The sequence below is a fragment of the Hominimerdicola alba genome, assembly GCF_900112155.1.
Classification (GTDB): domain Bacteria; phylum Bacillota; class Clostridia; order Oscillospirales; family Ruminococcaceae; genus Hominimerdicola; species Hominimerdicola alba_D.
This window is the reverse complement of the sequence record NZ_FOKQ01000039.1, coordinates 1-22,515: the sequence shown is the minus strand read 5'-3', so window position 1 is coordinate 22,515 and position 22,515 is coordinate 1. Positions and strand designations below refer to the sequence as shown.

Below are 22,515 nucleotides of genomic sequence, written 5' to 3'. Positions count from 1 at the left end.
GCGTAGGGGATAACTATGAGAAGATACAAATTTATGATAGTGGCTTTGGTGCTTCTGACGGTATGTATACTTGGCGGTTGTCAGTCATATTCGGAATTGAAGTTTGTCAGCGAGAATATGCCTGAGGGCTGGGAAATGTTTGTGATGCTTGAACCTCAGGAGGATAATGAAGTCAGCGATGCCGAGGATGCTTATCTGAATAATTCGGAAATAGGAAAGTACGAAATTGACGGACAGTATATCGCGGAGAGGATAATGGATGTCGGATATTATCATAAACAAAAAAATACAAGCAAAGCAGTCGGAGTCATTCATGAAGGCAATACAACTGTACTGAGCTTCGGATCCGACATTGAACGTGTATTATTTTGTAAAAAGTACAAGACAGCCTGCGTTGCAATGGTCGATGATAAATGTCAGGTGAAGTGGGTCAGCGAGGAGTTTGATCTGCTTCGCAAGGACAAATTCGCGGTAGCAACTGCAGTGGCGGTAGATGCAAAAACAGGTGAACTGACCTGCACGGAAGTCTCAAAGAGGAATGATAACGATTCAACGGAAACTATACTCTTTTTAGGGTCAGTTCTCTCGGGGCTGTTGCTGATACCAGTGATGTTGTATTTTCTCACAAATAAACACCATAATCGCTGGCTGGAAACGGCGTTCTATATTGTGCTGAGTTTATGTAGTGTAGCAAATATAGTTTGTGATCTTAAATACTATATCGTGCCTTATTATAATGTTTATGATGAAAAAATTACGCTTGTTCTCGAAAGGATCGCGATGCATAACTGTTTCTGGATAGTGGGAACGGTCTTTTTTGTGCAGCTGATGAGGAAGAAACAAAAATGATCAGATGACCGCTTATATTGTCATTCTTACGGATCGTGGCAGTAACAGCTCGAGGCAGCTTCAAATATTATGAGAATATAGATCGCCGCAGTACAGCTCTGCGGCGAATTTTTGCACGAGATACTACCTGTTGGGTCTGGCAGATGGCATAAAATGCTAAATGTGCCGAATCGTTCAGAAAACGGTTAGTCAATATGCTGTAAAAGAGGGGCGGGGTTTTGTGCAAATGTGTAATTATTCGTACACATTTTGATAAAATATTGACTTGATAAGCTCGGTTGTGATATAATTTATAGTGATGTAAAATTGTTTGCCGTGACGCTCATTCGGGGACGGCTGCGGCAGTTTATAGTAAACAACATAAATTTCACGACATTCAGTGCTCACAGCCACAAAAATCGCAGCGTCTGCAAGCACTGAATTTAGAAATAAATATGTCGTTTACTATATAATATCCAAATCATTTTTAAACGGAGGTCTATCCATGGAAAAGCAGATCAATTACGGAAGCTATGCGGGCTATAAGGAAACCGTCGGGAACCTTACTGCCGATCTGCAGGAGCTTCTGAAGCTCAGCGAGGAGATAGCGCTGGTCAATACCGCCGAATCCATAAAGGAAACGCTCGAAAAGGCTAAGGACGAGCATTTCGAGGTCGCTATCGTCGGTGAGTTCAAGAGAGGTAAAAGTACGCTTATCAACGCACTTCTCGGTCAGGAGGTACTGCCTGCCGATGTTCTGCCTGCGACTGCTACCCTTAACAGAGTTACGTACAGTACCGAGCCCTACGTTCAGGTCGAATACAAGAACGGCGATTCCGAGCGCGTTGAGATAGACAGGCTGGAGGAGTACGTTACAAAGCTTACCAGCGAATCCGAGCGCAAGGCGGAAACGGTAAAGGAAGCAACAGTATACTACGATACCGAATTCTGCCGCAACAACGTGGATATAATCGACACTCCCGGTCTTAACGATGATGACCAGATGACCAATGTTACCATGTCCATCATACCCAAGATAGATGCCGCTGTATTCGTTATAAGCGCGAACTCTCCTTTCTCGCAGTTTGAGAAGGAGTTCCTGGAGAAGAAGATGCTGACCTCCGATGTGGGACGTATCATATTCGTTGTAAACTGCTTCGGCACATTCACTCAGGACGATGAGAACAAGATAGTCGAGACAGTACGTACACGTATAGGCAAGTACGTTATGGAAAAGGCGAAGAAGGTCATGGGCGAGGACAGCCGTGAGTTCGCCGTATACAAGAGAAAGATAGGCACACCGAGAGTTATCGGCGTGTACGCGAAGCGTGCCCTGACTGCAAAGACCATCGGCGATAAGGAACTGCTGGAGCAGTCTAATTTCCCCGAGTTTGAAAAGGCTCTGGAAACTCTGCTGACACAGGAGCGCGGTGTTATCACACTTCAGATACTTGCAAACAAGATCACCAATTCGGGTACTGAGATACTGCGTTCAATAGTAATGCAGGAAAATGCCCTGATGATGGCTAACGATGAATTCATGGAGAAGTACGACGCTGCCATCAAGGAGATCGACGAGATAAGAAATATGAAGCGTTCTGAGTTCGTAAAGATCAACGACGCTGCTAATAAGGTGTTCGAGGATCTGCGTCCCGTGCTTGATAATTACTGGAGCAATATCGAGGAAGCAGCTATGGAAGTCATCGACAACTTCCAGATGTCTTCCGATGACTTCAAAAAGGACAGGCTGAAGCTGGTAAGCTCCAAGCTCACCGAGAAGATCAAGGAGAGCATGGAAGCCAGAGCGCAGATAATCTGTGAGCAGATACAGAACAGCATCAACCAGGCTGTTAGCGGTGAGACCGAGAGACTGCAGGAATTCGAGGACGAGTTCTTTGAGAGTGTTGCAACTATCCAGAGAATGTTTGCAGTATCCGACAGAGTATCTTCCAACGGCGGTACACTGGATAAGGTGATAGGTGCCGCTACCGGTATGTACGGCGTAGGCGGCGTATATCTGGGATTCAGAGAATCAGGCGTAAAGGGAGCGCTGCTGGGCGGTGCTACAGGTCTCGCAGGATTCTATGCTACCTACTATGCTGCTATGTTCTTTGCAGGCTTCTTTGGTCTGACAGGCGGTCTGCCCATCACTCTGGTAATGATGGCATTCGCAGGCATCGCAGGTACTTTCACTTCAAACTTTGCAGTTGACAAGATACTGGTACAGGAGAGGATCGACAAGTACAAGACCAACTTCAAGGCTAATGTCAAGAAGCAGTTCCACGAGATGATGCTCAACAACGACTTCACCGAGACAGTAAGACGTCAGGTATTCTCCTCCTTCGACAGCATCAAGAGCAAGATTGAGGAAGAGACCGAGATCATACTGAGAGATACACAGGAAACACTGGATAACCTCAACGATCTCAAGGCGGAGAAGTCCGAGGTATCACAGAAGGAGATGGAAAGACTTCACGTTATCGCTGAGACAGCCAGCAAGCTGGTGCAGGATGCTTACGCTGTAAGAAAGGTGCTCAACGACGAGATCGGTATAACCAATTCCTCGCCCGAAAAGACCGAGAAGAAAGAGCAGCCTGAGCAGACCGAAAAAGCTGAAAAGCCCGAGGAGAGCGAAAATACCGAGAAATAATGAAGATGAGGATGCGCAGAACATTCCAATAAGGGAGGACACTCGATGAGTGAGATAAATGCGAAAGGGAATCCGCTTCTTCAGATCGATACGGGGTTTCGTTCTTACCTGAAAGCCTATACACGATCGTACCAGAGCCATATGGTGGACGGCAGTCTTGATTATGCCTTTGAGTCCGACTTTGCGGTTAGGCAGAAGATAATGAGTCTGGGGGGCAGCGCTAAGCTGTTCAAGGCGGTAAATACACAGGATATCGCGGCGGAAGCGAAGCATCTGTTCGTAAAGTGCGATCAGGTGGGTCCGCTGAAATATCCCGAGATATATGATAAAGTTAGAAAGTGTGCGGAGCGATTGGAGCTTATCGTACCCATAGTTTTTGTCCGTGAGGACATGGACAGACCGCTGGCGTATTCCATAGCCAGTGATCTTATTGAGCCGTGCATAGTGCTTACAAAGCAGCTGGTGGAGTTCTGCAGTGATGACGAACTCATGCTGCTGATGGGAAGCGAGTGCGGCAGAGTGCAGAACAATCACTGTACATATAATATGGCATACACTTACCTTAAAACGAACAATGATGTATACAGACCGATCGAGCAGTTCTATACACAGACCATCGGCAGTCAGTTGTATTCGGCACTGGTACAGTGGGTAAAGTATGCAGACGTTACAGCAAACCGTGCAGGCATGATATGCCTTGATAAGCCGGGTCAGTACCTGAATATCATGTGCGGGCTGTACCGCAAGGGCTATGTGGATTTCTACGGACGTTCAGAGCCCGGTATAAATTTTGACGAGATGAGTAAGCTGAGCGAGCAGATACACGGCAGCGCTTCAAGAAATCTCAGCATAAGCAAGAATCTTTCGGATATCGAGAGATGTCTGCTGGCAAGCAACGAGTTCTTGTACTGCAAGACACTCTATTCATGGCGTGAGGACGTTGTGGATATAGAGGGTCACGCTGAGAGCGGGCAGATCTGTGATGTGCGCACTAGCGTCATCGTCGGGAACGGAGGTCAGCTATGAGAGAGAATGAGAATCTTATGGCTTCCGACGAGAATATAGTCGCCGTAAGAGAACAGCTCAGCGAGATAATCGAAGATGATAAGATAGCTGAGATATTAGGCAGGGAATGCGTGGAGCATCTGAAAGAGTTCAGGGCTCTGGTAGATAAAAGGTGCGAAGAGCCTTTCACACTGGTTATACTGGGCGACTTCAAGCGCGGCAAGAGCACCATAATCAATGCGCTGCTTGGCAAGAAGCTGGCACCTATAAATGTCACTCCCGAGACCTATACCATCAACGAGATATCCTTCGGACATACCCAGACCGTTGAGGCTATACTTGAAAACGGTCAGAGAGTGCCGCTGGTACTTGAAGATATCACGAGAGAAAATCTGGAGAAGAGAATGAAACTCTTCCCCGCGAAGATAAGCTGTGTGCAGATAAAGGACAATGCACCGATATTGAAAAGCATCAGGATAGTCGATACTCCCGGTCTTTCTGACCTGGAGAGCCTTGACAAGCAGGTTCAGGACTACATCGTGAATGCTGACGCTATAATGTATGCGGCAAGCTGTCTGCTGCCATTCTCAGAGAGTGAACAGTTATTTCTGGCAACACACGTATCGCCCCAGAGGTTCGGTATGCTTTATGTGCTGGTGAATATGATAGACGCTCTCAACACCATGGCAGATGTCAAGAAGATAATGCGCAGGTTCAGGGGAATATCCGAGAGGATAGTGCCTAATGCATTTGTATACGGCATCAGCGGCGGTGACGAGCTGAAGCGTAAGCTGGGCGAGGAAAGACCCGAAGACAAGGGCACGAGAGAGTTCTATGAGACCCAGTTTTTCCAGTTTGAGCTTTCGCTGCAAAGAGATATCATCATGCAGAAGGACGTTATACGCTCCAAACGTGTGCTGACGATGCTTGACCGTATGCACGCGGAGATAAGCTCGCGTCTGCGCATGATAAGCGATATGGCTGATATGGACAAGCAGCTGCTTGAAGACAAGGCAAGAGAGTTCGAGGAAAAGTGCGAACAGCTGGCAGCAGAGCTTGAAAAGAGAAAGCCTGTGCTGCATCTTTCCATACTTGAAATGCAGCAGGAAGCCGAAACATGGATGTATGAGTTCTTTGCAAAGCTGAGAACAAGTATACTGGAATGCAGAGCTAAGGACGAGATGGGCGAGGATATCTACTCCCCTGAGGATATAGAGAAGTACTTCTATTCGTTTCTGATGGAGAAGGTCAGCGAGGCTTACCGTACCTGTATCGAATGCCATAGAGACGCTATAACCGAGCTTACCGATAAAATGAGCCGCGAACTTGCTCAGGCGCTTGGTATCACCAATGTGGCTGAGGTAAGCAAAGCGCCGTCTGTTGACAGACTGATGAAGTCCGCCAACAAGAACGTCACCAGAAGCGTTATGGGCGTAAAGCTTTTTGGTACCAGCGAGAATTTCTCGCCTGCCGCTATGAGTACTTTCTCACTTATAATGAAGAAGAAAAAGCAGACCGATATCATCGATATCGCCCTGGAAAACTACGACGAGATACGTATAAATATAGTCAAGGATATCAAGACTGTTTATCAGGATCTTGAAGTCAAGGCGATATCAAGATTGGAAAGCCTTTACCAGTATCAGGTGGAGCTCAGCAGGAATGCCATCGACCAGGCTAAGGAAATGATGGATAACGAGGATAAGAGCGAACTGCTTGCAACCCTTGCGGATGCATTGAAACGTCTGGAAGCACCAAAGCAGATATTGGATGCAAATCTGCCTGCATAATAGCAAACAAGAGGAGAATGCCAAAGAGGCAATAACAAAAATACGAGCGTATGCATTAGTTGCATACGCTCGATCTTTTGTTGTTGAAATGCTTATTTGGCAGTTTACACTGCATTGCTTTATGCGTTGCTTTCAACCAGGCCGTCGATTATTCTTACGATCAGTATCACCAGATAGATGATGACAGCAGGTCTGGTGAATATGGTCTTCATGACCGATTTTTTCTCGCTTTGTGTCTGGTTATCTGCGGTTCTGAATGCACTTGCTCTTGTCAGAAGAACATAGAATCCGATAACTGCGGAAAGTATCTGCAATATGCTGCTGATGGTGGAAGTATAGGCGAATCCCGCAGCTTTACCAATGGTCGGGTAGCTCACGACGATATTGTTCATCGAGTGTATTATCAGCGATGGCATTATCGATCCGCAGCTGACTGCTATGCAGGCGTACATAAGTCCAGTGCCGAAAGCGGCTGTTGCCTGGGGGATATTTCCGTGCATAAGACCAAAGCACAGCGCCGAGAAGAATACAGCAGGGAACTCACCGTACTTAGAAAGCGCACCGAGTATCATTCCGCGGTAGACTATCTCCTCAACAAGCGGTGCCACAATGCCAGTATATATGAATTGCGTCAGCGCAGCCATTTTTGATGGTTCGTTGATGGAGAAATCAGCTTCGGGTATCGTAACGCCTGCCGTATCCATGAAACTCACGAATATTGCCACTATGGCTGACATTACTATATTCATCACAAAGCAGGCTGGAAAGTATCTTACGCCTGTTTTTGCACCGTTGACCGATGGCTTGAGGTAGCCGCGGAAGCTGAATCCAAGCACTATCCACCCGAAGAGCAGGGTGAGCACAAGGGCTGAAGCCGTCAGCGATGAGTTCATAAGCATCGAGTATGTGGAAGTGGATATCTTGTCCTTGTAATCGCTTTTCAGCACGTCTATCGCGCCGTTGTAGGAATGGAATTCTCCGGAGAGCACACGGCAGGTGACGATGATGCCCACTATGCTCATGAATGAAAGAAAGACTCTGTATAGTATCAGCATGACACCGAGCTTAAGGCAGTCTATCTTCAGTGAGTTGAACTTGTCGCCGCTGTCTTGCTGTATATAGATAACTTCGTTGTTCAAATATATGTCAGCTCCTTTATGGATATATAAATTCAGTATAGCACATTTTTAACCAAAAGTAAAGCCCTTGCCCTCGCGCGGGTGCGCTTATACATCACCTGCCATACAGTTTAAAAGATTATCTGTTTGATTGAATATTTCTAAAATGTAAATAAATAACTGATATTTTGTGTAACCTATTGCAATTTTGTATATATGAGGTATAATATATTTAGCACTCGGATACACTGAGTGCTAAAATATTTTCAAAATAAAATTAAGGAGCTGAAATATAATGGAAACCAAGCAGTTCAAAGCGGAGTCCAAAAGACTTCTGGATATGATGATAAACTCCATCTATACTCACAAGGAGATATTCCTGAGAGAGATAATCTCAAATGCCAGCGACGCTATCGACAAGCTGTATTTCAAGTCCCTGACCGATACAAGTGTAGGTCTTAACAAGGACGATTTTGCTATACAGATCAGGGCTGACAAGGAAGCCAAGACCCTTACTGTTGAGGATAACGGTATAGGTATGACTGAGGAAGAGCTGGAGAACAATCTGGGTACTATCGCACAGTCGGGCTCTCTTGCTTTCAAGACAGATAATGACCTAGGTGAGGACGTTGATATCATCGGTCAGTTCGGTGTAGGTTTCTATTCAACTTTCATGGTAGCCAAGGAAGTTCGTGTGCTGACAAAGGCTTACGGCAGTGACAAGGCATATCTGTGGAAGTCCAACGGTGTTGACGGCTACACCATCGAGCCTGCTGAGAAGGAGACTGCGGGTACTGTCATCACAATGGTGCTGAAAGAGGATACCGAGGACGAGAAGTATTCGGAGTACTGCGAGACATGGCGCGTACAGCAGCTGGTCAAGAAGTATTCGGACTATATCCGTTTCCCCATAAAGATGGATGTTGAACATTCAAACTACGCTGAGGAGGGCGAAGAGCCTACTGTTACCATCGAGACAGAGACCCTCAACAGCATGACACCTGTTTGGAAGAAGAACAAGAGCGAGCTGACAGATGAGGACTACAACAAGTTCTATTCCGAGAAGTTCATGGATTATCAGGAGCCTATAGCTCATATCCACTCCAAGAACGAGGGTATAGCTACCTATGACGCTCTGCTGTACATTCCTTCAAAGGCTCCTTTCGATTACTATTCAAAGGACTATGAAAAGGGCTTGCAGCTGTTCTCCAGCGGTGTGCTGATAATGGATAAGTGCGCAGACCTTCTGCCTGACTGGTTCAGCTTTGTAAAGGGTGTAGTTGACAGTGAAGACCTTTCGCTGAATATCTCCCGTGAGATGCTGCAGCAGGACAGACAGGTAAAGATAATCGCAAAGAACGTTGAGAAGTCCATAAAGAACGAGCTGGCAAAGCTGCTGAAGAACGACCGTGAGAAGTACGAGAAGTTCTTTGAGGTATTCGGTCTTCAGTTCAAGTTCGGTATTTACCAGAGCTACGGCGCTGCGATAGATACTCTGAAAGACCTGCTTCTGTTCAAGTCCACATTCGAGGACGGCAAGAGCGTAACTCTGAAAGAGTACGTATCCAGAATGAAAGAGGATCAGAAGTACATCTACTACGCTTGCGGCGAGACCAAGGAGCGTATCGACAAGCTGCCCCAGATCGAGAAGATCAAGGATATGGGCTACGAAGTGCTTTACATGACTCAGGACGTTGACGATTTCTGCCTGAAAGTAATGCTGAACTATGACGGCAAGACCTTCAAGTCCATTAGCGATGCTGACGTTGACCTTGACACTGAGGAAGAGAAGGAAGAGGTCAAGAAGCTGGACGAGGAGAACAAGGATATGTTCGCCTTTATGCAGGAGACTATCGCTGACAAGGTTAACAAGGTACGTCTTTCCAAGAAGCTGAAATCTCATCCTGTATGCCTTTCCAGCGACGGCGGTATGATATCCATCGAGATGGAGAAGGTGCTGAACTCCATGCCACAGAACGACGCTAACCGCGTAAAGGCAGACAAGGCACTGGAGATCAACCCCAACCACGAGATATTCGGCAGACTGCAGAAGCTGTACGCTGAGGACAAGGACACTCTGAAGGATTACACCAAGCTGCTGTATGATCAGGCACTGCTTATAGAGGGTCTGTCCATCGATGATCCTGTTGAGTTCGCAAATCTGGTTTGCAAACTGATGATCAAGTAATTCATAATTCATAATTCACAATTCATAATTGTTGGCAGGGGCGCGGGTTTGGTGTGCTGTCGATAGAATTGCGAATATATGAGTTTGATGCTCTGAAAAATAATAATGCGCTTATCGCGGATTGCGGTAAGCGCACTTTTTATGCTCTTAAATTGTCAAGGCATGAAAACTGTGTATGATGCAGACGGACAACAGCAAAACTAACTTTTGCCCTCTGCCAATAATTATGAATTATGAATTATGAATTAAAGCGCGCTTTCTTGTGGGAATTTCAAGTCCCATACGCGTCGGCATTCGTCCATTATGCGCATGATGGTGAGGGTCTCTTCTGGGGGGACGGCTCTGCTGGTTTTAAGACCCTCTGCAAGACATTTTTCGGCTTCTCTTATCTCGTATTCGTAGCCGTTTATCTCAGGTGGGAAGAGCCTGTCTTCTATCTGCCTGCTCTCGGCATCGTAGAGTGTACATTCGGGGGAGCAGAAGAACCAGTCGCCCATGGTGATGCTGCCTTTATCTCCCGCGATGACAGCATTGTTGCGGTTCTGTACCTCAAAGCCCGAGGTAGTTGAAGCGAAAGCACCGTTGGGGTAAAGCAGGGTAACGCTGTTTGAAAGATCGATTCCGCAGCTGCCGATGTGGGCATGGGTCTCGATGGAGCTTGGCTCGCCCATAAGCGCTACAGCAAAGGTGATGGGATACACACCGAGATCAAGAAGAGCGCCGCCTCCGCATTCGGGCTTGAAGAGCCTGTCGTTCTTATCAAAGGGGATAAAGTTGTTGAAATCTGCCTTGATATAGCGGATATCGCCTATTCGTCCCTCGTTTATCCACTGCCTTACTTTAAGGTATGCGGGACGCATCTTCATCCACATGGCTTCCATAAGGAAAAGACCTTTTTCTTCGGCTTTTGCAAACATTTCCTCTGCCTGCTTTGTGTTCAGGGCTATGCTCTTTTCGCACAGCACGTTCCTGCCGTTTTCAAGGCACAGCAGAGTGTCCTCATAATGCTTGTGCATTGGAGTGGCGATGTAGACGATGTCGATGCTTTCGTCACGGGCAAGCTCCTCATAGCTTCCGTAAGCCTTTTCAAAGCCGAATTCCTCTGCGAAACTCTGTGCATTTTCAAGAGTTCTTGAAGCAACTGCCGCCGTCACCGAGTTGTCAAGTCCTTGAAGTGCAGCCGCGAATGTACGGGCTATTTTGCCTGTTCCGATTATACCCCAGCGTATCATAAAATAAACTCCTTTCGGATAATAATTATTTTGTTTATTATATCACACCTAGCCTGCACTTGTAAAGGTTATCTCCCGCATTTTTCCCCTTTTAACAACAGCCGATGCATATATTTGTATATTATTCCCACGGGATCAAGAATGGGATTTGTTAAATGTTTTGTGGGTGATCCTGACGTAAAATCGGGCGGATGAAATGGCTTTTACTGAGCTGCGTTAACGGAACAAATCAGGCTGCGTCGTTCACGGCTCAATTATAGTTGCGGCTGCTTGGATCTTCACGCCCTGTCCTTTAAAAAGGACTTGAAAACATGAAAATGATGTGATATAATTAAATACAGATAATGATAACCGAAAGGCGGTGAGAGCGTTGAAAAAAAACAGTGCGACACTGGCGTTCCTGGTAGCTGTGGTGCTTCTGGTGATAGCTATGATATCGGAGATTACTCTGGTCTTCTCCGTGAATTCTCAGCAGGCAAACGAAACAGGAAGCAGCAGGCTGGAGATAGTCAGCCGTGAACTTGAACAGACCATAAACGATGCCCGCAGCAAAGCTATGCGCTTGGCTGTGACGGTGCAGAATGATATAGATGACCGCGATAAACTGGAAAAGCTGGTAACGGATTATAAGAGCGAGATATATCAGGAGACTGACGGTGTTTGCTATAATGTCTATATGGCAGGTAATGACTGGTATATCATACCCGATTTTGATGCTCCCGCCGATTACGATGTAAATGACAGAAGCTGGTACAAGGGCGCTCTCCGAAGCGGGGGAGAATCCTACGTTACTGACCCTTACATTGATGCGGCAACAGGGGATATCTGCTACACGGTATCGGTGATGCTGACGGACGGCGAGACTGTTGTGGCTATGGATTACACCATGGAGGATATCCGCAGGCATATATCGAAGATTTATTCCGAGGGCGAAAGGGAAGCTGTGATAGTCACCGAAAAGGGTATAATCGCAGGTTGTACAGATGAATCTTATGTGGGCTGTGAAATCATGGAAGAGATGCCCGAATATGGCGGTATATTCTCCCTTGCAAAGGGCAGCGACGGCTCGGTACACGTCAGACAGAAGGGCGAGAACCTCTTTGCGGTAAGGTCGGGATTCGGATGGTATCTTATCGTCAGTGAGGACAACTGGTCGCTGTACCGCAATTCGTATATTCAGATGCTGGTGATGATAGGCATATCGCTGATAGTGTTTATCATGCTGGCGGTGATGTACGTAAACACCGCACGGTCGGCACAGCGCTCCCGCAAGATGCTGGAACACAATGAGGTATTCCTGAAAAGCCTGACGGTGGGCTTACAGGAACCCCTGCACAAAATAATGTCTGCTTCCAGTCCTGAAAACGTGAAAAAAACAGCGGGCTATGGGAAAGAGTTCGAGATAATCAGACAGAGCGTTCAGAAGCTGAATGACATGATAGGAAAGATAGTTTCCTATAACAGCATAGTCAAAAAAGAAAACACCAAAAAGCGTAAGCGGGACAGCAATAAAGGGCTGATGATAGATGTTCATTTCAGGCGGCTCATAATAATCGCGCTGATGCTGGTTTTCGTCATGAGTTTGTACGTGAATACCACCTCCACCCTTAGATGGGGAAGATCACAGATGAGGGAGGAACTGGACGGTTATTCGCAGAAGCTCTCATCATGGGTCAGCGCCGAAAAGAGTGTACTGGATATGTTCTGTTCCATGATATCCGCCGAGCCTGAGCTGCTTGATGACTACGACGGGGCGGTAAAGCGTCTGGATGATATAACCTCGCAGTACAGCGATATCTCTGTGAGCTATATAGTCAATCCGGAATGGGAACACCCAGTGATAATGAACAACGGCTGGGAGCCTGATGACAGCTGGCACGTTGAGGACAGGGAATGGTACAGAGACCTGGCTGAGTCTGAGAACGGATGGTGCATATCATCGCCGTATTTCGATGAGCAGACAGGTGTATACTGTGTGACCTTTGCCAAAAGAGTTCACGATGCCCATACAGGCAGATACATAGGAAGCTTCGGCATAGACTTTTATATGGATAAGCTGGTAGACCTGCTGGGCACAAGCTATTCGGGAGACGGCTATGCTTTCATCACCGATAAAGCGGGAGTGATAATAAGCCACCCCTACGGCAGTTACAGGCTTACTGATGACAACATGACCAATGTGGCGGAACTGCCCTATGTTTCCGCTGAACCTGACGGAAAAGATGTTTCGATAATATCCGATTATGATGGCAAGCTCAGGGTCGCAATAGCAAGTACCCAGACGGAATCGGGCTTTACGGTGTATGTGCTGAGGAACGTGCTGAGCGTGTACAGCAGTGTGCTTGTGTACGGCTCCATATGCGTTTTGGTATTGCTTGGCTGTACGATAACGGTGTATATCCTTATGCATCATCTGATAGCTTTGCAGAACAGGGCGAACCATCAGCTGAAAGAATCGGCAGATGCGGCTATCGCGGCGGACGAAGCCAAGAGCACATTTCTTGCACAGATGTCCCACGAGATACGAACGCCCATAAACGTTGTACTTGGCATGAACGAGATGATACTGCGTGAATGCAGTGATAACAGCATAAAGGAGTATGCTCTCAATATCCAGAGTGCGGGAAGAACTTTGCTCTCGCTGATAAACAGCATACTGGATTTCTCTAAGATAGAGGACGGCAAGATGGAGATAATCCCTGCCGAATACTCAACGGCTTCATTGATAAACGACCTTGTGACCTCTGTAGCGGCAAGGGCGGCTGACAAGGAACTGAAGCTGATAGTCAATGCCGACCCTGATCTGCCAGCCAGGCTGATAGGCGATGATATGCGTATAAAGCAGGTGATATCCAACCTGCTGACCAATGCTGTTAAGTACACCGAAAAGGGAAGCGTCACGCTGACGGTGCGGACAGAGTACATTCGGGAAGACGAGATAACGCTTTATGTGGAGGTCGGTGATACAGGCATAGGCATAAGGGAAGAGGACATGGGCGCTTTGTTTGAATCTTTCAGAAGGCTTGACGAACAGCGCAACAGGAGCATCGAGGGCACAGGTCTGGGTATGGCGATAGTTACCAAACTGCTGGACATGATGGACAGCGAGCTCCATGTGGAGAGCATATACGGTGTGGGAAGCACTTTCTGGTTCAGCCTGCCACAGAAGATATCAGACCCGACACCTATGGGTGATAATATCCGCAGGAGCGCGGTAAATGAGAAAGTTTCCGAGACCCATATCTACGCACCATCCGCTGAGGTGCTGGTGGTAGACGATAACGAAATGAACATCAAGGTAGCTGTAAGCCTGCTGAAGATGTACGGCATAGTTCCCGAAACTGCATCATCGGGCTATATGGCGCTTTCGCTGATAAGAGAGAAGAGGTATGATGTTATACTCCTGGACCACATGATGCCCGGAATGGACGGCATACAGACCCTGAAACGTGTATGCGATGAAGGTATGCGTGATTCGGATACTGCCATTATCGCCCTGACTGCCAATGCTGTCGTAGGTGCAAGGGATATGTATATCCGTTCAGGATTCGATGATTACCTTACCAAGCCCATTGACAGCGAACTGCTTGAAAAGATCATGAAGAAGTATCTGCCTGAGGATAAAGTCACCATGGTGCAGGGCAATTCAAACACGGAAGAAATGGCAAATAATGACAGCTTCACCCTTGCGGAGCTTCAGAAGATGAGTTCGCTGAACGTTTACGTCAACCCTGTTGTGGGGCTGAGCTACTGTATGGATTCAAGGGAGTTCTATCTGGATACCCTTGACGGTTATGTAGAAGCTGACAAGGTCATCCCAATAAGAGCGGCATTTATCGAGAAGCGGTGGGATGATTACCGCGTGAACGTCCATGCTGTTAAGAGCGCTTCACTGACCATAGGCGCACAGATGCTCTCGGAGAAAGCCAAGGCTCTGGAGTTTGCCGCAAGGGACGGTGATACTGAGTATATCATGCGAAATCACGATGCCTTTATCGAGGATTACTCGCGCTGTCTGGCGGGTGTGGAAGAAATACTGAAAGCTTTTGAAAATAACTGATAAAACCAAAGGCACTTCTGTTGTGATAAGCAGAGGTGCCTTGTTTGCATTACAGTGCATTATTTACAGCGGGCTTTATGGGGCGTCAGCCGCTGTATCGTCAGTCCTGCTCAGCTGTCTTCGGGCTCGGGCACGGCTTCTCCCGTGGACTGGTTTATCCAGACTCCCTGAGAGTTCATGCCGTAGAATTCCCCTGTGGAAATATCCCACACGGTAGAACCCGGTGCGATAGTCCTGGGTATGGAAGCCCCCAGATAGGGTATCTCCGCGGCGCTGTCAACGGCAAATTCCATGCGGCAGACTGCTGTGTCCTCACCCATGCCGATGAGTTGTTCTTTCATTATTACCATATCTCTGCTCCTTTCGTAAAGTGACTTTTGAAAAACGTTTTTCACTATCAGCGAAAATGGTGGAAAAGTTGTACGTTTTTGTACAACTCTTGCAGAAATATGTCCGAGTTAAAATAAAAATCATGAAAGCGAACAATATCACCGCGGGGGTTATGTGCAAAACTTCTATCCCCCAAGCCCGAAACTCACGGACAGCGCCGAATCAACTGCGGACATAGCGCCCTTGTCCAGCTGCCCCATCTTCTCCCTCAGCCGACGTTTATCCAGGGTGCGTATCTGTTCGAGAAGCACCACCGAATCCCGTGAGAGCCCGCACCCTGTCCCCAGAGAGATATGTGTGGGCAGACGGGCTTTATCCTGCCTGCTGGTTATGGCAGCGGCTATCACCGTAGGGGAATGGCGGTTGCCGATATCGTTCTGTACGATAAGCACAGGTCTCAGCCCGCCCTGTTCCGAGCCAACAACGGGGCTGAGGTCTGCGTAATAAATGTCACCTCTGTGAACGGTCATATCAAACACTCCTTGTGGATAAGATCTCTGTGGATATTATTCCCGTTTTCCGCGGGATGATTCACCCGCAGAAAATTTCTCCCGATGTATTATATGCTGAACATCTGCCTGCCGACAATGGGGCAGAGAGCATCCCTGAGGCTGTAAAACTGGTGTTTTCTGGGATATAGGCGTGTTCAGTCTTAGGTTTGGTTTTATAAACTTTATATAAAAATCAATATGTGATATATAAAATAGCATATAATCGGGATTTTTTGAAAAAAATGCTTGACATTTGCTTCTCTGCATGATATAATAATTAAGCTGAATGTGTGAAATTCAGTTCCCTCAAAGATAAGATCAATGCGGCAGTGCTGGAACTGGCAGACAGGCACGTTTGAGGGGCGTGTGTCCTTGACGTACGGGTTCAAGTCCCGTTTGCCGCACCAAAGAAAAGCCCGAAACTACGATGTTTCAGGGCTTTTTTATTTTGCTTTTTTGGGTTTTGGTCATTGTTTGGTCATTATCCATTTTTTTATAAAATAATAGATGTTTCCTGAAATATTCCAAATCACATAAAAACAGAGCTGACCGATTAAAGCCTGCTCTGTTGAAATGTATTAAATTTGATACATTATTCTGCTTTTCTCTGCTTACCCTCTGTGAGGATATCAGCAACCACGCCCAGCGCCTGAGCTTCACGATCTTGAAAGGCTGCGGCATAGATATCAAGTGTTGTACTTGCCTGAGAGTGACCGAGTACGCTTTGCACCGTCTTAACGTCAACGCCCGAGCTGATAAGCAGGCTTGCATTTAAGTGACGGAAGCTGTGCAGGTTTACTTTCGGGAGATCATAAGCTGCACAAATCTTTGTGAGCCAACCAAAAGGGCTTGCACCGTTCATCTGGTGACCGTCCCACGATGTAAACAAGCGCTCTGTATTATGCCATTTATCACCGAGCATTAACCGCTGAGAGTTCTGGTCATTACGGAGCTGCTTCAATGTAAATATGACGTTCTCGGGAAGTGTCAGCGCTCTGACTGACTTTTTGCTTTTCGGTTCAGTGTCATAATATCCGAGTTCCTTTGAATAGTGTACAGTCCTGCGGATATGTATCACGCCCGTGTCAAAGTCTATGTCAGACCATTCAAGCCCGAGTATCTCACCCCTGCGGAAGCCGCCGAACAATGCCAGCTGGAAGAAAGCACGATATTTGACAGGTGTTTCGGGCAGGTCAAGGATATCAAGAAACTGCTTAGCCTGTTCTATCGTGAACATTGTATGTTCTTTCTGGGGTATCTTCGGAAGCACTGCATTCTTGCAAGGGTTATCAGATATCGCCTTGATCTTGATTGCATAATCGAAAACCGAGCTGATAAACGATACATAATTCTTGATAGTTTTCGGGGTGAGGGCTTTTTCGGTCTTTATTCGGTCGAAAGTCTTTGCAAGGGGTTGACCGAGTGCTGCGGTTATCTTCTCAGCGCTGGTGAGCATGACTTGCTTACCGTCCCAAGCATATTTGATAGTTTGAGCGCTGACACCTGCCTGCTCTGCAAACTGTGCTTGTGTGAGCTTCCTCTTTTTGAGTTCTGCTTTCAGGTCAATTTTAATGACTGCCTTTTCTTCACTCTTGACATTCTCATGAGTGAGCCATAATATAAAGTTGTCGATTTCTCGGGGAGTGATCTTGTCTATTCTCAGGTGACCCAAGCGCTCATATACTCGGGGGCAGTACTGGCGGCAGCGGTCAATGCCTGACTGCTTTAAAGTACGCTTTGCATAGTTTTCAAACCATGTTTCACAGAAGTTCTCAAACTTCTCAGCGTTGACGGTCTGACCCCTGCGGCACTGTTCTTCAAACTCAAAAGCCGCTTTGTTAACTGCCTTTTCTATTTGCTTGTCGCTCATTCCCTCTCTCGGGGGCTTCCATGTCATGCTTTGTGTTTTCTGAGCAGTTCCGTCAGCAGAGTAACCGCAGAACACCTTTATTCGGTATGAGCCGTTTGGTCTTTTGTCGATGTGTGCCATTTAATCACATTCCTTTCGATGTATTAAGTTGACACCCGAAAGGAATAATGCTATAATAATACTGTGAGAGTACTTATCCTTCGGGGTGAGTTAATATGAACCGCTTTCGTGTTGCAGCACGGGGGCGGTTTTTTTATTATTTTGTATCTTTTATCGTTAGTTCGATAATATCTTTGAGAATTTTATCCCTTTCGTTTTCGTCTGTTTCTTCTTTACTTTTTTTATATAATTCTTCTATTTGTTTTCTGTTATCAGATACTAAAGTCAAATGTTGTTTTTGTATCTCTTCAAACTCTGATTTACGTAAATATCTCATATCAAAATTATCTAATAAACTTTCAAACTCTTTTATTGCTCTGTATCTATTCAAATCAACAATATCAGATAAATCAAGCATATTTTCAAGACCGAACTTTTCAATATCTTTAAAAAACGATTCACTAGAGGATTTTACTTCGTCTATTCTCATAAGAAGATTTTCAAAATTCGGACTTTCAATTATTTGAGAAATGCTATCAGATAATAAAGTATCAAGAATGATTGCAGCCTTTTCGGAAAGACCTGTTCCTTTACAAAATGCTTGCATATCCCCGTCATTGATTTCAAAATCAGACAGCCCTATTAAATAATCAGAAGAAACAGACAAAACATCTGCTAATCCTTTTAACACTATTATATCTGGATTACGATCGCCTTTTAGATATGCTGATATAGATTGTCTGGTAGCCCCGATTTTCTTTGCAAGGTCGCTTTGTGTTATGTGTTCATCTTCCATGATTTTTTTTAATCTTTCAGGAAAAACGTTTTCCATCTGTTGCATAAAATACAATCCTTTCTCAGTGATGTATAAATTTGTTGCATTCTAAAAAAATACGCAACAGATATTGACAGTTATCGAACGTTGCAGTATAATAATAAATGTCAACAATCATTACCACCATTATTATAACATGGTCAGATTGGTTTGTCAACACCACCACAGAATTTATTTTTGAAAGGGGGGGAGATCATGAGTAATTCTGAACTTAGAGCAGAACTGAAAGCGGCAAAAATCGCGTATTGGCGCATAGCTGACAAGCTGGGCGTACACGAGAATACAATCATTCGCAAGATGCGCCACGAGCTTTCAGATGCTGACCGCAAAGCTTTCTATGCTGCTATTGCGGAAATCAAGGCAGAAAAAAAGACCGCCTGAGTGTTGCAGCACTCAGACGGCGGGCAGGTTCAAGCCTGCTAAAAACATTCGTTTGTTTAGAAAATGTTTCCGTCCTCATTATAACATACTTCGGGCGGAAGCGCAACCCCTTCTGGGGAGAAAGTGAGATCATTTTGGAAAACAATAGACCCGTCCCGAGAATGAGAACGATCAAAGAAACTGCGGCGGAACTTAATGTGCCTGTCTACGCCTTGCGGCAGTGGGTTAAATCAGGCGCTATCCCTGCGGTATACTGCGGTAAGAAAGCACTTCTGAACCTTGACCGTGTCATTGAATTTCTGGAGAGGGGGTGATTTGGTGTGAAGTATGCGGAGATACTAGATTTCATTCCGATTGGTGAGCAGAACGCTGTTCGCGGCGATGAGATATGCGCCCGCTTTGATCTGACCGCCCGCGAGCGGCAGAAGCTGTTTGAAAAGCTGCGAAATTCAGGCGCGGTCATCTGCTCATCGCATAAAGGGCTTTTCAAACCTGCATCAGCTGCGGAGCTTTCCGCGTACATACTTCGGGAAACAGGACGCGCAAATAAAATATCGCACTCTTTGCGGGCTGCGAGAAAACTTTTGGAGAACTGGGGTGAGGATAATAGCTGAGCACAAATCTTTTATTATGTACAAGAACTGGCGCCCTCTGGTAGAATTTTTAGATGCTCAATCGTGCGAATTGCTTATCAAAGGGCTTTTCGCTTTTGCTTGTGATGGCGAGGTCAGATCATTTGATAACCCTGCACTTAGTGCTATCTACCATACGATGATCGATGCGATTGCAGCCGATGATGAGAAGTATATGGAGCGGTGTGAACAAAATAAACGAAACAGGAGCGGCGGGATTAAAGATACAAAGTCAGATAATTGTGAACAAGCGATGACAGTCGTTAACGAACGTGAACGACCGATAACAGATGTACTCCATTCGTCACCGATAGGAAATGATGAGGATATGGATATGACAGGTCACGATATTGGAGAAGATAAGAGAAGACAAGATAACGAGAAAGTCGAGGAAGTGCAGGCAGCACTTCATGCTAGACTGTTAGAAGCACGAGAACGTATTGAGCAGAACGCACGGCGGGCATAAGCCTGCTGTGTTCTTCTGAATAATAAGGAGCTGATTATAATGATAGACATTGCAACCCTTAATCAACGGATAGAAATACAGCAGCTGACCTCTGATAAAGATGATAGAGGAAATCCCGAGCAGGTCTGGACAATGATATGTAAACGCTGGGCGGCTGCAAATGTTACGGGTACAGCATTTTACGATGCTAGGCAGGAGCTTGTCAAAGCTCAGGTTGAATTTGTAATTAGGTATAGTAAGCAGCTTGCTATGATCGACACGACTAAATATCGCATCATCTGGAAAGGTGATATCTATCACATACTATTCGTGGACAATTACAAGGGGCTGAATGAACAGCTAAACATAACTGCGGTATGTTTCGATCAGAACGGTTCACTGAGATAGCAGCGTGCTTATGAGAATATGCACAGATATCAAAATGCTTTCAGATGCACACAGAACAACGCTGTGAGCTTCTACGGGCTTATGACTGAATGTTGTATTCTCTACAATGCTAACGTCACACAGAGCTTGTATGTAGTCTTATAATAAGAGCAGGTCTTACAGTGGTGAAATAATCGCTGTGACCTGCTTTTGCGTTATTCGCTCATCATATAATCGAAGTGTCTGCGGTATCTTTTCGGTATGTTTATACCCACCATAAAGCCCAGCTCTGAAAGTGCATCTGATATCACTGCAAAGCCGTCTTTGTAGAAAGCTGTTATTCTACGCTGCTTGTCTGCTATGCCCTTGTAATCAGGCGGACAAACGAAAGTCCAGTCAGCGCCGTCCTCATCAAGCACAATTCGGAAATACTTGTCAATATCCGTACTCGGGAAGCCTGCTTTTGCAAGCAGTATGTGATGTTCCATAGCTTCATCTATCTGACTGACTATTGCTGTTTTACCGTCAAAGGATATAAGCACAAGCAAAGGTTCTTTCTCGGATATAGCTGTGTTAACATCGTTCTCTGAGGGGTATTTGATTATGGTCATTCGGTGTCACCGTCCTTTTTTATATCTTCTTTCAAGAGGTCATTAATAAGACCGTTCAAACTCTTGCCTTTGTTTTCTGCGTGTTGCTTGTATTCTTCTTTCATGCCCTTTGGAAATGTGGCGGTAAATCTATCATATTTTTCAGCAACATATTTATTCTGCCGTTTGATCTGCTTTTGCTTGTCCACACTATCACCTCACACCTAGACATATTATACTCGATTTTTTTATATTACACAATACATATTGTTTACAATATTACGTAATACTAAAAATGATACTTTGTCAAAAAATAATATTGACGTATTACGTAATACTATGTATAATAAAATACATTAAATCACTTTTGACCATAAGATCATGAAAGGAAGAATCATAATGAACAGTACTGAAATTGCAAATGCCTATCATACTTTGATTTCAGACAGCGAACAAGCCAAAGCGTTAATTGAATCAATATGGGTATTGGGAAAAATGGATAACACCGCAGACTTCGACCTGATATTGCAACCTTCTGAACTAAGAAAACCCGAAAACGATAATGCTTACGGAATTATATGTAGCATCATACAAAATCATAACACAGTATCAGGCTTATTAAGTATCTTATCTGATAAAATAGAGGAAATAGAAAGAACTGCTGAAATACTGGATAACATCACAGATCACTAGCCCTTAGACCGCATATAACATAATTATTTCCCCTTGACATTAACAGTTTGTCGGGGGGATTTCTCTATATATGAAAGGAAATCAAAAGCCAAAAGCCCCCAAAAACTTAGATTTTACGCGCTTTTTTGATGATTTGATATAAGGGGTTATATCCCCCTTTTGATTTTAAGAAAATTCACACGTGAGCAGGCAACCGTTGTCTTACCCTTTTGAAAAGTTTTCAGATACCCCCTGCCCCTATGCTTACCAAATAACTCTGATAGCTTGAAATGCTATTGTACAATAAATTGGATTTATTTTTGGTCATTATTTGGTCATTATAAGTGTCAAAAATCCAATAAATTGTACTATAAAACGCTAAACGTTATTTAACACTAACACGCATAAAGCCGCGCAAAATAGGGCTTTGCTTGACATTACTTGACATCACTTTTCAAATCTCCGAGTGTTCAAGTCCCGTTTGCCGCACCAACTTATGAAGTCAAAAAAGATGATTTCACTTAAAAGCGCGTATTTACGCGCTTTTTTGTTGCCCTGAAACAAAAATTTTTTTTATGAAAACCGAAGATGATTTTGGATATCAAATGCCGTTGGACAGGATTTGAACTCTTTTTTGGAGCATTTTTGGATGAGTGAAAGAGTTTTTTTGAGAGAAAAAACACACGATTTACAACAAAATATTTCACAAACTTTTCAGTCCGAATTTGGTGCTTTTCACGAAATGTGAGAACACCTGATTCGGGCTTTTTTTATTTTTACATTTTAAAGAACGGAGGTGAAAGAATGCCGGGAAATTTTGATGGGATAAAAAATAGAAAATTTGGTATCGAG

General features: G+C 45.2%; 20 protein-coding genes and 1 tRNA gene. 13 read left to right on the top strand and 8 right to left on the bottom strand.

Annotation, left to right across the window (positions count from 1 at the left end):
* Positions 1-15: 15 nt before the first annotated feature.
* From BM265_RS16105 to BM265_RS16090, 4 genes are all read left to right on the top strand, one after another.
* A complete protein-coding gene (locus BM265_RS16105; protein ID WP_074963016.1) occupies positions 16-849 on the top strand; it encodes a hypothetical protein in 834 nt (277 codons plus the stop codon).
* Positions 850-1,333: 484 nt separating this feature from the next.
* Entirely contained in the window at positions 1,334-3,478 is a 2,145-nt protein-coding gene (locus BM265_RS16100; protein WP_074963015.1) for a dynamin family protein, read from the top strand.
* A gap of 45 nt (positions 3,479-3,523) precedes the next feature.
* Positions 3,524-4,504, top strand: coding sequence for a M48 family metalloprotease (locus BM265_RS16095; protein ID WP_074963014.1), 981 nt, complete (start codon positions 3,524-3,526; stop codon positions 4,502-4,504).
* Positions 4,501-6,273, top strand: a complete 1,773-nt coding sequence (locus tag BM265_RS16090) for a dynamin family protein (protein WP_074963013.1) — start codon at positions 4,501-4,503, stop codon at positions 6,271-6,273. Before BM265_RS16095 ends, BM265_RS16090 begins: the two co-directional genes overlap by 4 nt.
* A 119-nt stretch (positions 6,274-6,392) precedes the next feature.
* Here the strand turns inward: BM265_RS16090 and BM265_RS16085 are convergent, their stop codons facing one another.
* Positions 6,393-7,412 (bottom strand): CPBP family intramembrane glutamic endopeptidase, encoded by a 1,020-nt coding sequence (locus BM265_RS16085; RefSeq protein ID WP_074963012.1) that lies wholly within the window; start codon positions 7,410-7,412, stop codon positions 6,393-6,395.
* A 274-nt stretch (positions 7,413-7,686) separates the two neighbouring features.
* Between BM265_RS16085 and htpG the strand changes: the two genes are divergently transcribed.
* Entirely contained in the window at positions 7,687-9,579 is a 1,893-nt protein-coding gene (gene htpG / locus BM265_RS16080; RefSeq protein WP_074963011.1) for a molecular chaperone HtpG, read from the top strand.
* Between the two features lie 245 nt (positions 9,580-9,824).
* Here htpG and BM265_RS16075 read toward each other — a convergent pair whose 3' ends face one another.
* Complete coding sequence (locus BM265_RS16075) at positions 9,825-10,811, bottom strand: Gfo/Idh/MocA family protein (RefSeq protein WP_074963010.1); 987 nt, start codon at positions 10,809-10,811, stop codon at positions 9,825-9,827.
* Positions 10,812-11,181: 370 nt separating this feature from the next.
* Here BM265_RS16075 and BM265_RS16070 point away from each other — a divergent pair, with 370 nt between their 5' ends.
* Entirely contained in the window at positions 11,182-14,871 is a 3,690-nt protein-coding gene (locus tag BM265_RS16070; RefSeq protein ID WP_074963009.1) for a cache domain-containing protein, read from the top strand.
* 110 nt (positions 14,872-14,981) lie between these two features.
* On the opposite strand, the gene BM265_RS16065 is transcribed toward BM265_RS16070, so the two are convergent.
* Both BM265_RS16065 and BM265_RS16060 read right to left on the bottom strand, forming a co-directional pair.
* The gene (locus BM265_RS16065) at positions 14,982-15,221 is read right to left on the bottom strand and encodes a hypothetical protein (protein ID WP_074963008.1); all 240 of its coding nucleotides are present in this window, start codon (positions 15,219-15,221) and stop codon (positions 14,982-14,984) included.
* A gap of 165 nt (positions 15,222-15,386) precedes the next feature.
* Complete coding sequence (locus tag BM265_RS16060) at positions 15,387-15,731, bottom strand: type II toxin-antitoxin system PemK/MazF family toxin (protein WP_074963007.1); 345 nt, start codon at positions 15,729-15,731, stop codon at positions 15,387-15,389.
* A 344-nt stretch (positions 15,732-16,075) separates the two neighbouring features.
* Here BM265_RS16060 and BM265_RS16055 point away from each other — a divergent pair.
* Positions 16,076-16,159: transfer RNA gene (locus tag BM265_RS16055), tRNA-Leu, on the top strand.
* Between the two features lie 185 nt (positions 16,160-16,344).
* On the opposite strand, the gene BM265_RS16050 is transcribed toward BM265_RS16055, so the two are convergent.
* Positions 16,345-17,742 carry a tyrosine-type recombinase/integrase gene (locus tag BM265_RS16050; protein WP_074963006.1) on the bottom strand — a complete coding sequence of 466 codons (1,398 nt, stop codon included), beginning with the start codon at positions 17,740-17,742 and terminating at the stop codon, positions 16,345-16,347.
* A gap of 136 nt (positions 17,743-17,878) precedes the next feature.
* Positions 17,879-18,553: a helix-turn-helix domain-containing protein gene (locus BM265_RS16045; protein WP_207646998.1), complete on the bottom strand. Its 675-nt coding sequence runs from the start codon at positions 18,551-18,553 to the stop codon at positions 17,879-17,881.
* 198 nt (positions 18,554-18,751) lie between these two features.
* Here BM265_RS16045 and BM265_RS16040 point away from each other — a divergent pair, with 198 nt between their 5' ends.
* The 5 genes from BM265_RS16040 (at position 18,752) to BM265_RS16020 (ending at position 20,422) form a co-directional block, all read left to right on the top strand.
* Positions 18,752-18,937, top strand: coding sequence for a hypothetical protein (locus BM265_RS16040; protein ID WP_074963004.1), 186 nt, complete (start codon positions 18,752-18,754; stop codon positions 18,935-18,937).
* A 134-nt stretch (positions 18,938-19,071) separates the two neighbouring features.
* Positions 19,072-19,251 carry a helix-turn-helix domain-containing protein gene (locus tag BM265_RS16035; RefSeq protein ID WP_074963003.1) on the top strand — a complete coding sequence of 60 codons (180 nt, stop codon included), beginning with the start codon at positions 19,072-19,074 and terminating at the stop codon, positions 19,249-19,251.
* 6 nt (positions 19,252-19,257) lie between these two features.
* A complete protein-coding gene (locus tag BM265_RS16030; RefSeq protein ID WP_074963002.1) occupies positions 19,258-19,551 on the top strand; it encodes a hypothetical protein in 294 nt (97 codons plus the stop codon).
* 16 nt (positions 19,552-19,567) lie between these two features.
* Positions 19,568-20,035: a DUF6291 domain-containing protein gene (locus tag BM265_RS16025; RefSeq protein ID WP_207646997.1), complete on the top strand. Its 468-nt coding sequence runs from the start codon at positions 19,568-19,570 to the stop codon at positions 20,033-20,035.
* A gap of 39 nt (positions 20,036-20,074) precedes the next feature.
* Complete coding sequence (locus BM265_RS16020; protein ID WP_074963000.1) at positions 20,075-20,422, top strand: phage head closure protein; 348 nt, start codon at positions 20,075-20,077, stop codon at positions 20,420-20,422.
* 194 nt (positions 20,423-20,616) lie between these two features.
* On the opposite strand, the gene BM265_RS16015 is transcribed toward BM265_RS16020, so the two are convergent.
* Together BM265_RS16015 and BM265_RS16010 are read right to left on the bottom strand one after the other, a co-directional pair.
* Positions 20,617-21,012 carry a hypothetical protein gene (locus tag BM265_RS16015; protein ID WP_013499310.1) on the bottom strand — a complete coding sequence of 132 codons (396 nt, stop codon included), beginning with the start codon at positions 21,010-21,012 and terminating at the stop codon, positions 20,617-20,619.
* Entirely contained in the window at positions 21,009-21,200 is a 192-nt protein-coding gene (locus BM265_RS16010; RefSeq protein ID WP_013499311.1) for an Arc family DNA-binding protein, read from the bottom strand. The genes BM265_RS16015 and BM265_RS16010 overlap by 4 nt, the downstream gene beginning before the upstream one ends.
* 190 nt (positions 21,201-21,390) lie before the next feature.
* On the opposite strand from BM265_RS16010, the gene BM265_RS16005 reads away from it, so the two are divergent.
* Positions 21,391-21,684 carry a hypothetical protein gene (locus tag BM265_RS16005; protein WP_074962999.1) on the top strand — a complete coding sequence of 98 codons (294 nt, stop codon included), beginning with the start codon at positions 21,391-21,393 and terminating at the stop codon, positions 21,682-21,684.
* Positions 21,685-22,515 lie beyond the last annotated feature (831 nt).